The organism is Pseudomonas veronii (assembly GCF_002028325.1).
Lineage (GTDB): Bacteria > Pseudomonadota > Gammaproteobacteria > Pseudomonadales > Pseudomonadaceae > Aquipseudomonas > Aquipseudomonas veronii.
Genome location: NZ_CP018420.1, coordinates 3,150,414 through 3,164,573, shown reverse-complemented (window position 1 = coordinate 3,164,573; position 14,160 = coordinate 3,150,414). Strand labels below are relative to the sequence as shown.

General features: G+C 63.0%; 12 protein-coding genes. 5 read left to right on the top strand and 7 right to left on the bottom strand.

From position 1 onward, the window contains the following. Window positions 1-10 precede the first annotated feature (10 nt). From PverR02_RS14555 to PverR02_RS14540, 4 genes are all read right to left on the bottom strand, one after another. Window positions 11-559 (bottom strand): cupin domain-containing protein, encoded by a 549-nt coding sequence (locus PverR02_RS14555; protein ID WP_010563061.1) that lies wholly within the window; start codon window positions 557-559, stop codon window positions 11-13. Between the two features lie 261 nt (window positions 560-820). Beyond that, window positions 821-2,101 (bottom strand): NAD(P)/FAD-dependent oxidoreductase, encoded by a 1,281-nt coding sequence (locus tag PverR02_RS14550; RefSeq protein ID WP_046383269.1) that lies wholly within the window; start codon window positions 2,099-2,101, stop codon window positions 821-823. 59 nt (window positions 2,102-2,160) lie between these two features. Further along, on the bottom strand, window positions 2,161-3,651 hold the full coding sequence (locus PverR02_RS14545) for an aldehyde dehydrogenase (RefSeq protein ID WP_079443699.1): 1,491 nt from the start codon (window positions 3,649-3,651) through the stop codon (window positions 2,161-2,163). Between the two features lie 33 nt (window positions 3,652-3,684). After that, entirely contained in the window at window positions 3,685-5,061 is a 1,377-nt protein-coding gene (locus PverR02_RS14540) for a glutamine synthetase family protein (RefSeq protein WP_017845581.1), read from the bottom strand. A gap of 265 nt (window positions 5,062-5,326) precedes the next feature. Between PverR02_RS14540 and PverR02_RS14535 the strand changes: the two genes are divergently transcribed. From PverR02_RS14535 to PverR02_RS14515, 5 genes are all read left to right on the top strand, one after another. After that, window positions 5,327-6,088 carry a gamma-glutamyl-gamma-aminobutyrate hydrolase family protein gene (locus PverR02_RS14535; RefSeq protein WP_017845580.1) on the top strand — a complete coding sequence of 254 codons (762 nt, stop codon included), beginning with the start codon at window positions 5,327-5,329 and terminating at the stop codon, window positions 6,086-6,088. A gap of 245 nt (window positions 6,089-6,333) precedes the next feature. Further along, a complete protein-coding gene (locus tag PverR02_RS14530) occupies window positions 6,334-7,476 on the top strand; it encodes an ABC transporter ATP-binding protein (protein ID WP_046383267.1) in 1,143 nt (380 codons plus the stop codon). Between the two features lie 44 nt (window positions 7,477-7,520). Further along, entirely contained in the window at window positions 7,521-8,402 is an 882-nt protein-coding gene (locus tag PverR02_RS14525) for an ABC transporter permease subunit (RefSeq protein ID WP_167379495.1), read from the top strand. Then, window positions 8,399-9,274, top strand: coding sequence for an ABC transporter permease subunit (locus tag PverR02_RS14520; protein WP_046383265.1), 876 nt, complete (start codon window positions 8,399-8,401; stop codon window positions 9,272-9,274). Before PverR02_RS14525 ends, PverR02_RS14520 begins: the two co-directional genes overlap by 4 nt. Before the next feature lie 350 nt (window positions 9,275-9,624). Then, complete coding sequence (locus PverR02_RS14515; protein ID WP_057004031.1) at window positions 9,625-10,149, top strand: DUF2867 domain-containing protein; 525 nt, start codon at window positions 9,625-9,627, stop codon at window positions 10,147-10,149. A 213-nt stretch (window positions 10,150-10,362) separates the two neighbouring features. Here the strand turns inward: PverR02_RS14515 and PverR02_RS14510 are convergent, their stop codons facing one another. From PverR02_RS14510 to dmpG, 3 genes are all read right to left on the bottom strand, one after another. After that, window positions 10,363-11,997 (bottom strand): methyl-accepting chemotaxis protein, encoded by a 1,635-nt coding sequence (locus PverR02_RS14510; protein ID WP_046486945.1) that lies wholly within the window; start codon window positions 11,995-11,997, stop codon window positions 10,363-10,365. 114 nt (window positions 11,998-12,111) lie between these two features. Beyond that, the gene (locus PverR02_RS14505) at window positions 12,112-13,116 is read right to left on the bottom strand and encodes a CDP-6-deoxy-delta-3,4-glucoseen reductase (protein ID WP_079443697.1); all 1,005 of its coding nucleotides are present in this window, start codon (window positions 13,114-13,116) and stop codon (window positions 12,112-12,114) included. 10 nt (window positions 13,117-13,126) lie between these two features. After that, window positions 13,127-14,152: a 4-hydroxy-2-oxovalerate aldolase gene (gene dmpG / locus PverR02_RS14500; protein ID WP_079443696.1), complete on the bottom strand. Its 1,026-nt coding sequence runs from the start codon at window positions 14,150-14,152 to the stop codon at window positions 13,127-13,129. Between the last annotated feature and the right edge of the window lie 8 nt (window positions 14,153-14,160).

The window sequence follows — 14,160 nt, the reverse complement described above, 5'->3', positions numbered from 1 at the left end:
GGGCGCTGGCCTAGAAGTTCGCCGGCGTATTCGCGCTGATGATTTCCGCCTCATCCTGCCCGATATTGCGGAACCTGTGGGGCAAGGTGGTGGGGAAGTAATACCCATCCCCTGGGTTCAATATGCTGACCTGGCCATCGACAGTGAGTTCGACGGTGCCACGGGTGACGAGGCCGCACTCCTCGCCTTCGACATGCACGATCGGCTCTTCGCCGGAACTGGCGCCGGGTGCGTACTGCTCGCGCAGAAAGCGCATCTGGCGGCTGGGGATCGGCGCGCCCACCAGCAGCAGGCGCAGGCCGTCGCGACCCAGGTCGGGCTGTTCGTTGGCGCGGAAGACGTATTGGTGTTCGCGTGGCGGCTGGTCGAAGGTGAAAAAGTCCGCCAGGGACATGGGGATGCTTTCCAGCAGCTTTTTCAGGGAACTGACAGAGGGACTGACGCGATTCTGTTCGATCAGGGAAATGGTGGCGTTGGTCACGCCGCTACGACGGGCCAGCTCGCGCTGGGAGAGTTTGTAGCTTTCGCGAACGAGTTTGAGTCGGGTGCCCGTGTCCATAGCTGCCTTATATAAGGGGTGAGTGTCGTGATGTTTATTGGTTGCGATAGCGCTGCAGGAGCTGGGGCGAGCGCGGGCAGGCAATGTTGCGAAATTCGCCGATTACCCGACCCGGAAACCTGAAAGGCGGCTATTAAATCACGTTTGCGGGTGGAGCTGTAGCGCTGCTGAATATGCCTGCATGCGCAAAAAAAGCAAGCCCGCGGCCGCGGCCGAAGGTGGCGTGGGCCGGGGGCTCGCGGCGCGTGTGTGGCTGACCGGTCAAATACCGAGTCGGTCGCGCAGGGCGTAGTAGGCGGCGCCCATGGCCGTCAGCGGGGCCTGGAAGGTGCGGCCGCCGAACATCGGCATGTGCGGCAGCGAGGCGAAGGCGTCGAAGCGTTCGGCGTCACCGCGGATCACTTCGCTGATCAGCTTGCCCGCGAGGTGCGAACAGGTGACGCCGTGGCCGCTATACCCTTGCATGTAGTAGGCGTTCTTTTCGATACGGCCGAATTGCGGCATGCGCGACATGGTCAGCAGGAAGTTGCCGGTCCAGCGGTAGTCGATCTTGACGTTTTTCAACTGCGGGAAGGTCTTGAGGATCTTCGGCCGGATCAGTTGTTCGATGTCGTCCGGCTCGCGGGCGCCGTAGACCACACCGCCGCCGTACAGCAGGCGGTTGTCAGCGGTCAGACGGTAATAGTCGAGCAGGTAGTTGCAGTCTTCGACGCAGTAATTGTGGGTAATCAGGCTGCGTGCCACTTCCTCCGACAGCGGCTCGGTGACCACGATCTGCGAGCCGCAGGGCATGCTTTTGCGCGTCACCCGTGGGTCGAGATTCTGCGGCAGGTAGGCATTGCCGGCGATCAGCAGGTACTTGGCGCGAACCACACCCTTGGCCGTGCGTACCACGTTGGGTTCGCCGTAGGTGATTTCCTCGGCCGCCGATTGTTCGAAGATCTTGCCGCCCAGGCCGATAATCGCGCTGGCTTCGCCCAGGGCCAGGTTCAGCGGATGGACGTGGCCGCCCTGCTTGTCCAGCAGGCCGCCGATGTAATTTTCACAGCCCACTTCGTTTGCCATGTCTTTGGCGTCGAGCAGTTGCAGGTTGCGGTTGCCATAGCGCTCCCAACTGCTTTTCTGTTCGACCAGGCCCTTGAGCTGTTTTTTGTTCAATGCGGCGAAGATCCCGCCCGGGCGGTAGTCGCACTGAATGTCGTAGTGCTGGATGCGCTGGCGAATGATCTCGGCGCCTTCGAACATCATGCTGCCGAGGATTTCGGCGCTCTTTTCGCCGTAGCGCTGCTCGATGACATCCACGTCACGGCTGTAGGAATTGACCAGTTGCCCGCCGTTGCGCCCGCTGGCGCCAAAGCCGACCTTGGCCGCTTCGAGCACGGTGACGCTGTAGCCGGCTTCCGCCAGGAACAGCGCCGACGACAGGCCGGTGTAGCCGGCGCCGATGACACAGACATCACACTCGACCAACTCTTCAAGCACAGGGAAGTCGCCGGTGTGGTTGCGGGTCGCGGCGTAATAGCTGTTTACATGGGGTTGCATGGTTAGGACTCCCTGGCGACTGGCCGGCACGCGCCGGCAATCGCCGTTGTTATTTGGGCTTAGAGCTTGATCCAGGTGGCTTTGAGCTCGGTGTACTTGTCAAAGGCGTGCAGCGACTTGTCGCGGCCATTGCCCGACTGTTTAAAGCCGCCGAACGGCGCGGTCATGTCGCCGCCGTCGTACTGGTTGACCCACACGCTGCCGGCACGCAGGCCCCGGGCAAAGCGGTGGGCGCGGCTGAGGTCGGCGGTCCACACTGCGGCGGCCAGGCCGAAGATGCTGTCGTTGGCGATCGACAGCGCTTCTTCTTCGGTGTCGAAGCTGATCAGCGACAACACCGGGCCGAAGATTTCTTCGCGGGCGATGGTCATGGCATTGGTCACGCCGTCGAAAACCGTCGGCTCCACGTACTGGCCACCGGTGTCTTGCAGGGTGCGCTGGCCGCCAACCAAGAGTTGGGCGCCCTGCTCTTTGCCGATCTCGATGTAGCGCAACACGTTGTCCAGTTGCCGCTGATCGACCACTGCACCGACCTTGGTCGCCGGGTCCAGTGGATGCCCCGGCTTCCAGGCCTGGAACGCCTCCACCAGCAGCGCAATGAAGGGCTCGCGGATCGACCGTTGCACCAGCAGGCGCGACCCGGCCACGCAGACTTCGCCCTGGTTGAAGGCAATCGCTGCAGCCGCAGCGGCGGCTGCAGCGCGCAAGTCCGGGGCATCGGCGAACACCACATTGGGGCTCTTGCCACCGGCCTCCAGCCACACCCGCTTCATATTGCTCTGGCCGGAATACACCAGCAGTTGCTTGGCCACCGCGGTGGAGCCGGTAAAGGCCAGCACATCCACATCCCTATGCAAGGCCAGCGCCTTGCCGACGGTGTGACCGTAGCCCGGCAGCACGTTGAACACGCCTGCGGGAATGCCGGCTTCGAGGGCCAACTGGGCCAGGCGAATGGCGGTCAGCGGCGACTTTTCCGAAGGTTTGAGGATGAACGAGTTACCCGCCGCCAGGGCCGGCGCGAACTTCCAACTGGCCATGATCATCGGGAAGTTCCACGGCACGATGGCCGCCACCACGCCGCAAGGTTCGCGGGTGATCAGGCCCAACTGGTCGTGGGGCGTGGGCGCCACTTCGTCGTAGAGCTTGTCGATGGCCTCGGCGCTCCAGCGGATCGCGTTGGCGGTGGCCGGTACGTCGATGGCCATGGAGTCGCCAATCGGCTTGCCCATGTCGAGGGTTTCCAGGAGCGCCAGTTCTTCCTGGTGTTCGAGGATCAGATCGGCGAAACGGATCAGCACGCGCTTGCGCGCCGCCGGGGCCTGCAAGCGCCAGATCCCGGATTCGAACGCCTGGCGTGCAGCGATTACCGCGGCGTCGGCGTCGGCCTCATCGGTGCTGGCGACCGTGGCCAGAAAACGCCCGTCCACCGGGCTGATGCTGTCAAAGGTTTCGCCGCTGGCGGCCCAACGGTATTCGCCGCCGATAAAGGCCCGGCCTTCAAGGTTCAGGGACTGGAAGTACTGCTCCCAGTCGTTGCGATGCTTGGTCATAGGGTGTGCTCAACGCAAAAAGTGGGAGGGCCGTCAGACCGTGTGCAGGTACCAGTTGTACTCAAGGTCGGAGATCGAGTTTTCGAACTCGGCCAGTTCGCTTTCCTTGCACGCGACAAACACGTCGATGTACAGCGGGTCGATGTACCGGGCCATGACCTCGCTGTCGTCCAGCTCGCGCAGGGCGTCGCGCAGGTTGTTGGGCAGGCTCTGCTCGTTCTGCTCGTAGGAGTTGCCTTCGACCGGCGCCCCCGGCTCGATCTTGTTGGTCAAGCCGTGGTGGATACCGGCCAATACCGAGGCCATCAGCAGATAAGGGTTGGCGTCGGCGCCGGCCACCCGGTGCTCGATACGCACGGCATCCGCCGCGCCGGTCGGCACGCGCACGGCCACGGTGCGGTTGTCGATACCCCAGCTCGGCGAGTTCGGCACATAGAACTGCGCACCGAAGCGGCGGTAGGAGTTGACGTTCGGGCAGAGAAACGCCATCTGCGCCGGCAGGGTTTCCAGCACGCCGCCGATGGCGTGACGCAGGGCGTCGTTGGTCTCGGGGTCTTCGCTGGCGAAGATGTTGTTGCCCTGTTTGTCGAGGATCGAGATGTGTACATGCAAGCCATTACCGGCCTGGCCCGGGTAGGGCTTGGCCATAAAGGTGGTGTCCATCTCGTGGTCGTAGGCGATGTTTTTCACCAGGCGCTTGAGCAGTACCGCGTAGTCGCAGGCTTTGATCGGGTCGCTGACATGGTGCAGGTTGACCTCGAACTGCGCCGGGGCGCTTTCCTTGACGATGGCGTCGGCAGGGATGCCCTGCTCTTTCGCGCCTTCGAGGATGTCCTGCAGGCAATCGACGTATTCGTCGAGGTCATCGATCAGGTAGACCTGGGTCGAATGCGGGCGCTTGCCGGAGATTGGCGAGCGCGGCGCTTGCGGACGGCCGTTCACGTTGTCCTGGTCGATCAGGTAGAACTCCAGCTCGAACGCGGCACAAATGGTCAGGCCCAATTCGTCGAACTTGCTCACCACCTGGCGCAGCACTTCCCGTGGGTCGGCGAAGAACGGCTGGCCCTCGAGTTCATGCATGGTCATCAACAGCTGCGCGGTGGGACGCTTCTGCCAGGGCTCGATGCTCAGGGTGTCGGGGATCGGGTAGCAGATGCGGTCAGAGTCGCCGATATCCAGGCCCAGGCCAGTGCTTTCCACGGTGGAGCCATTGATGTCCAGGGCAAACAACGACGCGGGGAGGTTGATGCCTTTTTCATACACCTTATGCAAGGCGGTGCGTTCGATACGCTTGCCGCGCACCACGCCATTCATGTCTGCAATCAGCAGATCGACGTACAGGACCTCCGGGTGTTTTTTCAGAAAGGCGTTGGCTTCGTTGAGCTGAACGGTACGCAGTGGGACCGACATGATGCACCTATGTGTTAATTATTATGTTCAAAGCTGTTTCGTGGCAGCAGTCAATCCGAAAGCCAAAGTGAAGTCAATAGCGAGAACGGGCACCGTTCGTTAATTATATTGGTAGCTATAGCACCAAAATTGGGCGCCAACCCAACCAATCAACACGAACACACTCGCAAGCGTTTAGTATTTTTTACATTGAAGTTGTTAATTAAAATCAACGGAGATAAGCTCTGGAAAAACTCGTTCCAGCGTGAATTTCGAGGTGATAAAAATGGCACTCAAGCCATTGATCGGTGTTACAGCGTGCGTCAAAGAGATTGGCTTGCACCCCTACCATGTCAGCGGCGACAAGTATTTGCGTGCTGTCAGCGTCGCGGCCCTCGGGCTGCCGGTGATCATTCCTTCCCTGGCGGACCTCTGCGAGATCAAGGACCTGCTGCACTACGTCGACGGCCTGCTGTTCACCGGCTCGCCGTCCAATGTCGAACCCTTCCACTATCAAGGCGCTCCCAGCGCGCCGGGCACCGCCCATGACCCGCAACGCGACGCCACCACCCTGCCCCTGTTGCGGGCTGCGGTGGCGGCCGGCGTGCCAGTCCTCGGCATCTGCCGCGGTTTCCAGGAAATGAACGTGGCCTTTGGCGGCAGCCTGCACCAGAAGGTGCATGAACTGCCGGGCTTTATGGACCACCGCGAAGCCGACGACCCGCGCCTCGACGTCCAGTACGCCCCGGCGCACCCGGTGGCGATCCAGCCCGGCGGCGTGTTCGAGGCCATGGGCCTGGCCGGCGAGATCCAGGTCAACTCGATCCACAGTCAGGGCATCGACCGCCTGGGTGACGGCCTGCGGGTCGAGGCCCTGGCCCCGGATGGCCTGATCGAAGCCGTTTCCGTGGAGCACAGCCAGGCGTTTGCCTTTGGCGTGCAGTGGCACCCGGAATGGCAGGTCCTGTCGAACCCGGCCTACCTGAGTATTTTCCAGGCCTTTGGCGATGCCTGCCGGCAACGTGCCGCGCAGCGTCAGCGCCTTTGACACCAGGCGGCCCGCACCGGGCCGCCAGCACTCGTTTTACCGATTGACACGCCCTGCCCACGCGGCGCGCGCACCTGTGTGCGCCTGCCGTGCGGCGTGAACGGCAATACCCGAACAACAACAAGCAAGGCCAGGCAGCCAGGACGGCGGTGCCGAATAAACCTGCATTGCACTGAGGGTGCAGGTTTGCAATCAACCTTATTACGTCAGGCCGCATTGGCCCGACGACCTGTTGGGAGTTTCACATGGCAAACGCCTCCAGCATTTATCGCAAGGCACTGGAAGGTCATCAGCAACCGCAAAAGGTGCTGGTGAAGATCGACCGCGTGACCAAGAAGTTCGACGAAACCGTGGCCGTGGACGATGTGTCCCTGGAGATCCACCAGGGCGAGATCTTCGCCCTGCTCGGCGGTTCGGGTTCGGGCAAATCCACCCTGCTGCGCATGCTCGCCGGTTTCGAACGGCCCACCGAAGGCCGCATCCTGCTGGATGGCGTGGACATCACCGAGATGCCGCCCTATGAGCGGCCGATCAACATGATGTTCCAGTCCTATGCCCTGTTCCCGCACATGACCGTGGCCCAGAACATCGCCTTCGGCCTCAAGCAGGATCGCCTGCCAGCCGGCGAGATCGAGGCGCGGGTCGAGGAAATGCTCAAGCTGGTCCACATGACCCAATACGCCCGGCGCAAACCCCACCAGCTCTCCGGCGGCCAGCGCCAACGCGTGGCCCTCGCCCGCTCCCTGGCCAAACGCCCGAAATTGCTGCTGCTCGACGAACCCATGGGCGCCCTGGATAAAAAGCTGCGCTCGCAGATGCAACTGGAACTGGTGGAGATCATCGAACGCGTCGGCGTGACCTGCGTGATGGTGACCCACGACCAGGAAGAAGCCATGACCATGGCCCAGCGCATCGCCATCATGCACTTGGGCTGGATCGCCCAGATCGGCAGCCCGGTGGACGTTTACGAAGCGCCGGTGAGCCGCCTGGTCTGCGAGTTCGTCGGCAACGTCAACATCTTCGACACCCAGGTGGTCGACGACGCCGAAGGCCATGCGGTGCTCAAGTGCGCGGACCTGGACCGCAACATCTACGTCGGCTACGGCATCGCCACTTCGGTGGAAGACAAGTCGGTGACCTACGCTATCCGCCCGGAAAAGCTGCTGGTCACCACCCAAATGCCGACCTGCGCGCACAACTGGTCCAGCGGCAAGGTCCACGACATCGCCTACCTCGGCGGGCACTCGGTGTTTTACGTCGAGCTGCCCAGCGGCAAGATCGTCCAGTCGTTCATGGCCAACGCCGAACGCCGTGGCTCCCGACCGTCCTGGGGCGACACTGTGTACGTGTGGTGGGAAGACGACAGCGGCGTGGTACTGCGGGCATGAGTACATCGACCATGAGCACTTTCCATCAAGCGTTGATCCGTGTGCTGCCCAGCGGTCGCAAGCTGGTGATCGGCATTCCCTTCCTCTGGCTGTTCCTGTTTTTCATGCTGCCGTTTTTCCTGGTGATGAAGATCAGCTTCTCCGAAGCGACCCTCTCGATTCCGCCGTATTCGCAGATCTACGGCTTCGTCGACCAGAAACTCCAGGTGCTGCTGAACCTGGGTAACTACAGCCTGCTGGGCGCCGACGAGTTGTACATCTCGGCCTACCTGGGCTCGCTGAAGATCGCCCTGCTCAGCACGCTGATGTGCCTGCTGATCGGTTTTCCCATGGCCTATGGGATTTCCAAGACCCGCAAGGAAATGCAAAACGTATTACTGCTGCTGATCATGATGCCGACCTGGACCGCGATCCTGATCCGCGTCTATGCCTGGATGGGCATCCTCAGCAATAACGGCCTGCTCAATGCGTTCCTGATGGGGTGCGGCCTGATATCTAGCCCGATTGAAATCCTCAACACCAACACGGCGGTCTACATCGGCGTGGTCTACGCCTACCTGCCGTTCATGGTGCTGCCGCTCTACGCCAACCTGGTCAAGCACGACCAGAGCCTGCTGGAAGCCGCCTCGGACCTGGGTTCGAGCAACTTCAACAACTTCTGGAAAATCACCGTGCCGCTGGCCAAGAACGGCATCGTCGCCGGCTGCATGCTGGTGTTCATTCCGGTGGTCGGCGAGTTCGTGATCCCGGAATTGCTGGGCGGCCCGGAGACCCTGATGATCGGCCGCGTGCTGTGGCAGGAGTTCTTCAACAACCGCGACTGGCCGGTGGCGTCCGCCCTGGCGGTGGTGATGCTGGCGATCCTGATTATTCCCATCGTGCTGTTCAACCGCAGCCAGGCCAAAGAAATGGAGGCACGGGCATGAAGCGTTTCAGTTTTTCGACCCTGATGCTGGTGCTCGGCTTGTTGTTCATCTACCTGCCGATGCTGATTCTGGTGATCTATTCGTTCAACGCCTCCAAGCTGGTGACGGTCTGGGGCGGCTGGTCGCTCAAGTGGTACCTGGGGCTGTTGGACAACACCCAACTGATGGGTTCGGTGGCCCGTTCCCTGGAGATTGCCTGCTACACCGCCGTCGCCGCCGTGGCCCTGGGCACCCTGGCCGCGTTCGTGCTGACCCGGGTCACCCGCTTCAAGGGCCGGACCCTGTTCGGTGGCCTGGTGACCGCGCCCCTGGTGATGCCGGAAGTGATCACCGGGCTGTCGCTGCTGCTGCTGTTCGTGGCGATGGCGCAGATGATCGGCTGGCCCATGGAACGCGGCCTGGTGACGATCTGGATCGCCCACACCACGTTCTGCGCCGCGTATGTCGCGGTGGTCGTCTCGGCACGCCTGCGCGAGCTGGACCTGTCCATCGAAGAAGCCGCCATGGACCTCGGCGCGCGGCCACTCAAGGTGTTTTTCCTGATCACCATCCCGATGATCGCGCCGTCGTTGGCAGCGGGCGGCATGATGTCGTTCGCCTTGTCCCTGGATGACTTGGTGCTCGCCAGTTTCGTCTCCGGACCCGGCTCCACCACCCTGCCGATGGAGGTGTTCTCTGCCGTGCGCCTGGGGGTCAAGCCGGAGATCAACGCCGTGGCCAGCCTGATCCTGATGGCGGTGTCGCTGATGACGTTCATGGTCTGGTATTTCAGCCGCAAGGCCGAAGCCAACCGCAAGCGGGCGATCCAGGAAGCCATGGACCAGACCGCCAGCGAAACCTGGCAGCCGCAACGCACGCCCGCGACGGCCTAGGCCGTCGTGTGTCACCCCAAATGAACCCCTGCGCACCTTCACTCGGCGCGCCCCGCTTCCGTTCCCGTCGCGCCTTACCACCGCGACCATTGCTGTGAACGGCTTCACCCGGCTCCCTCGGTCAGGGTGAACCCCTTGGCGCCTTCGGGCGCCTTTTTTGCGTTCAGTGGGCCGACAAAGCGCCTGATCCCCTGGGTTTTTCATTGGTGCGCGGCACTGAGCAATTAAAAAGCTTGAGGATGCCCTGCACTTTCTGGCCCACTTGATCCTGCGCTCGTGCGAACCCGGCACCTCGTGGAACCCAAAATGACAACGCCCTACCCACCCTACATGGCCTTCGGACCCCCCTTATGAACGCCAGCGTCAGCCACTGCGCTCTCCCGCTCGACTCAAGTATTGCCCGCCATGCCACGGGCGCCAGTTTCATCGATTGCCAGAGCACCTTCGCCGATGACCGCGAGCGCAGCGCGTTGCGGCATGGGCTGCGGCTGATGGCCCGGACACCGGTCTGGATCGACCGATTGATGGCGCTGCGCAATCGACTGGTGCAGGTGTTTGGCCTCAAAGACCTCGGCAGGCTGACACGCATCGACCTTGAGCGTGCGGACGCCGACTATCGGCCCGGCGACCGAGTGGGGATTTTCACGCTGGTGTCGCAAACCCCCGACGAAGTGCTGCTGGTCGACCAGGATCGGCACCTGGATGTGTACCTGGCCATCAACCTTATGCCACTCGACGCGCAAGGGGCGCGCCGGGTGGTGCTCTCCACCGTGGTCCGGCCGCACAACTGGCTGGGCCGCCTGTATATGCTGCCGGTGGCGCCGTTCCATCGCTTTATCGCGCCACGCATGCTGGCCATGCTCAATCAGCGCTAGCGTGGCGTTCGGCGCGGGGCAGCCTCAACGAGGGAGATCGGTCCAGCCGGGAAAGCCCTCTTCCAGGGTAGCGATACTGCCGTCATGCATGTACGCCGGCCCAACTCGACTTTGACCATGGAGCCCCCCGCAACGCCTGACGAACCTCCGTCAACAGGCACAAGCGGGCTTAGACAAACGCGGTCATGCGCGATCCGCAGCAACCAGCCGCCTTCAAAGCCTGAGCTGCTCGACCTGCCCTTCCAGCACCCGTGCCAACTGCCGCAACGCGTCGCTGGAATCACGCGTGCTGACGCTGGACGCGCCGCTGACCGTCACCAGCGTATGGATGCGCGCCAGGGTGCGGCTGATTTCATCTGCCGTCACCGCCTGCTGCTCGGCCGCACTGGCGATCTGCAAGGTCATGTCGCTGACGGTCGCGGCCGACTGGGTGATCCGCTTCAAGGCGTCGCCCGCCCGCGCCGAGATCTCGACCGGCACACGTGCCGTTTCGACGTTTGCGACGATGCGCTCCAGCGCCCCACGGGCACCTGACTGCACCTGCTCGATGATCTGCTTGATCTCCACCGTGGAGGCCTGCGTGCGCTGAGCCAAGGTCCGCACCTCATCGGCGACCACCGCAAACCCCCGCCCATACTCGCCCGCCCGCGCGGCTTCGATCGCCGCATTGAGCGCCAGCAGGTTGGTCTGCTCGGCAATCGCGCTGATCACATCCAGCACACTGCCGACTCGGCTGGAGTCAGCCTCCAGTTGCTTGACCAGTGCATGGGTGCCGAACAGCGCTTCGACCAATTGCTGGATAGCGTCGATGGTCGACTGAACGATGTGCTGCCCATCGCTGGCCTGCCCTTCGGCCAGCCGCGTGGCATCTGCCGCCACGGCGGCGTTGCGTGCGACATCCTGCACGGTGGCGACCATTTCATTCATGGCGGTGACCAGGCTGTCGGTTTCCAACAGTTGGTGATCGAGGCTGGTCTGGGTAGCCGCTGTGACCTCGCCGAGGTCGTCACTCAGGCGCAACACCTGCCCGCTGGCCACTGCCGTGCCTCGACTGACTTCATGGGCGGCATGGATCAAGCAGTTGACACTGCGTGACAGTTGCGTGAGTTCGTCATTGCCAACGGCGGGCAGCCGTATCGTCAGGTCGGTTTGCCCGCTGACCGCGGCCCCCAGCACCTCGACCGTCTCACGCAGCGGCCGGGTAATGCTGCGGATGATCATCCAGGCAAACAGCATCAACCCGAGCAGCACCACGGCGCTGATCCATGCCGGCGCCACCAACACGCGGTTGACGACCCGTTGCACATCGCTGGGGTAGATGCCGCTCGCCACCACCCAGCCCCAGGGCTTGAACAGGCGCGCCTCAGACAGCTTGTATTCGGCCGGCGCGCCATTGGCACGGGGAAAGTAGTAATCCACCAACACCCGCCCCTGCTCGCGCGCGCCCTCCACGAACTGGCGGGAAAACGGCTTGCCGTTCTGGTCCTTGAAGTCGCCCAGTGCCTTGCCCACCAACGCCGGCGCCGTCGGGTGCATGATCATCCGATAATCCAGGTCGAGGATCAGCAAATAGTTATCGCCCAGGTAGCGCAGGGTTCCGACCACCTCGGCGGCCTGGCGCTGGGCCAACGCCAGGCTCATGTGGCCGTTTTCCACTTGCCCGGCGTAGTACGCAAGGATCGAATTGGCGGTGTTCAGCGCGGTGTCGACGCCCGCCATTTTTTCTTCGAGCAACGAGCGCTGCAGCAACAGGCCCAGCCAGATGGCCAGACAAATGATCAACACGCCCAGGCCAACCACCAACGCGCCAATACGCGTGGTGATGCGCCATTTTCTAAGATTCAGCACGCAAGCCTCTCAGGATTCTTGTTGTTGGACAGGCAAGCAAACCGGCGGCCTCGGGGAGCCGCCTGATTCACCTGGCCTGGGGGCACGCACGCTAAAAACGCGCACGGTCAGGCTCTAGACGAAGGCGTCGGCATAGAAGTCGGCCGCCTCCAGTTGCCGCAACTCGACGTAGTCGCGCCGCGCTGAATCAACCACGATCGGCGCGCCACAGGCATACACTTCAAACCCCTTGAGGCTCTGGAAGTCGCTCAGCACCTGGCGGTGGACGAAGCCGGTCGCGCCCTGCCAATCACAGGCCGGGGTAGGATCGGACAGCACCGGGGTGTAGCGCAGCCACGGCAACTGGGCCTCCCAGGCCAGCAACTGTTCATGCCGATACAGATCCTCACGGCGCCGGCCGCCCCAGTACAGGTAAACCGGACGCCGGTTGTGCCCCTGTTCGCGCAGCTGTTCGAGCAAGGCCTGGATCGGCGCAAAACCGGTGCCGCTGGCCAGGAAGATCATCGGCCGCTCGCTGTCGCGCAGGTAGAACGAGCCGAACGGGCCTTCCATGCGCAGGATGGCCTTGGGTTGCAAGGCGTTGAACACATGCCCGCTGAACACCCCGCCGGGCATGTGCCGGATGTGCAGCTCCAACTGGTTGTCCCGTGGGGCGTGGGTGGCCATCGAATAGCTGCGCCGGCTGCCATCCTTGAGCAACACCTGCACGTACTGGCCCGGAAAATAAGTAAACCCGGCGCCCGGGGCGAGTGTCAGCCGCAGCACTGCAACGTCACTGCTGACCTTGTCGAGGCTGGCCACACGCACGCCCATCTGCTGGATGCCGATACCGCGCAACGCCGTCACTTCCGGCGCCTCGATCACCAGGTCGGAGCGCGCCGTGGCGCAGCAAAACAGCGCCAACCCCCGCGCCCGCTCGGCCGCGCTGAGCACCTCCAGCGGGCTGTCGCCGTGCTCCACTTCACCGCTGAGCACCTGGCCCTTGCAACTGCCGCACGTGCCGGTGCGGCAGCTGTGCTTGAGCATCAGGCCGTCGGCCAGCGCCGCGTCCAGCACGGTTTGTTCAGGCAGTAGCGGACAACTCAGGCCGACCGGAAGAATCTGCAGTTGATAGCTCATGCGCGCCTCCTCAGTGTGTGTGCTTGCCAGCGGCCAGCAGGTCCAGCGCGACGTCGACGATCATGTCTTCCTGGCCGCCGACCATCCGGCGTTTGCCCAGCTCGACGAGGATGTCCACGGTCTTCAAACCGTACTTGGCCGCAGCGATTTCGGCATGGCGCAGGAAGCTCGAATAGACCCCGGCATACCCCAGCGCCAGGGATTCGCGGTCGACCCGCACCGGCCGGTCCTGCAACGGCCGCACGATGTCATCCGCCGCGTCCATCAAGGTGTAGAGGTCGGTGCCGTGGTTCCAGCCCAGGCGTTCGGCGGCGGCGATGAACACTTCCAGCGGCGCGTTGCCGGCCCCGGCGCCCATGCCGGCGAGGCTGGCGTCGATGCGGTCGCAGCCTTCCTCGACCGCGGTGATCGAGTTGGCCACGCCGAGCGAGAGGTTGTGGTGGGCGTGCATGCCGGTTTCGGTTTCCGGCTTGAGCACGGCCTTGAACGCTCGGAAGCGATCACGGATGTCCTGCATGTTCATCGCGCCGCCGGAGTCGGCCATGTACACGCAGGTCGCGCCGTAGCTTTCCATCAGCTTGGCCTGGGCGGCGAGCTGCTCGGCCGGGATCATGTGGCTCATCATCAGGAAACCGACGGTGTCCATGCCCAGTTCGCGGGCGTATTCGATGTGCTGTCTGGAGACGTCGGCCTCGGTGCAATGGGTGGCGATCCGCACCACGCGGGCACCGGCGTTGTACGCCGCCTTGAGGTCATGCACGGTGCCGATGCCGGGCAGCAACAGCGTGGTGATCTTGGCGTGGCTGATCACGTCGGCGGCGGCTTCGATCCATTCCAGGTCGGTGTGCGCCGCGAAGCCATAGTTGAAGCTCGAGCCTTGCAGGCCGTCGCCGTGGGCGACTTCGATCGAGTCGACCTTGGCCTTGTCCAGGGCGCGGGCGATGTCCTGCACGTTCTGCAGCGAATACTGATGACGCACCGCATGGCTGCCGTCGCGCAGGGTCACGTCGGAGATGTAGATTTTCTTACCGTTCATGTCGCTCT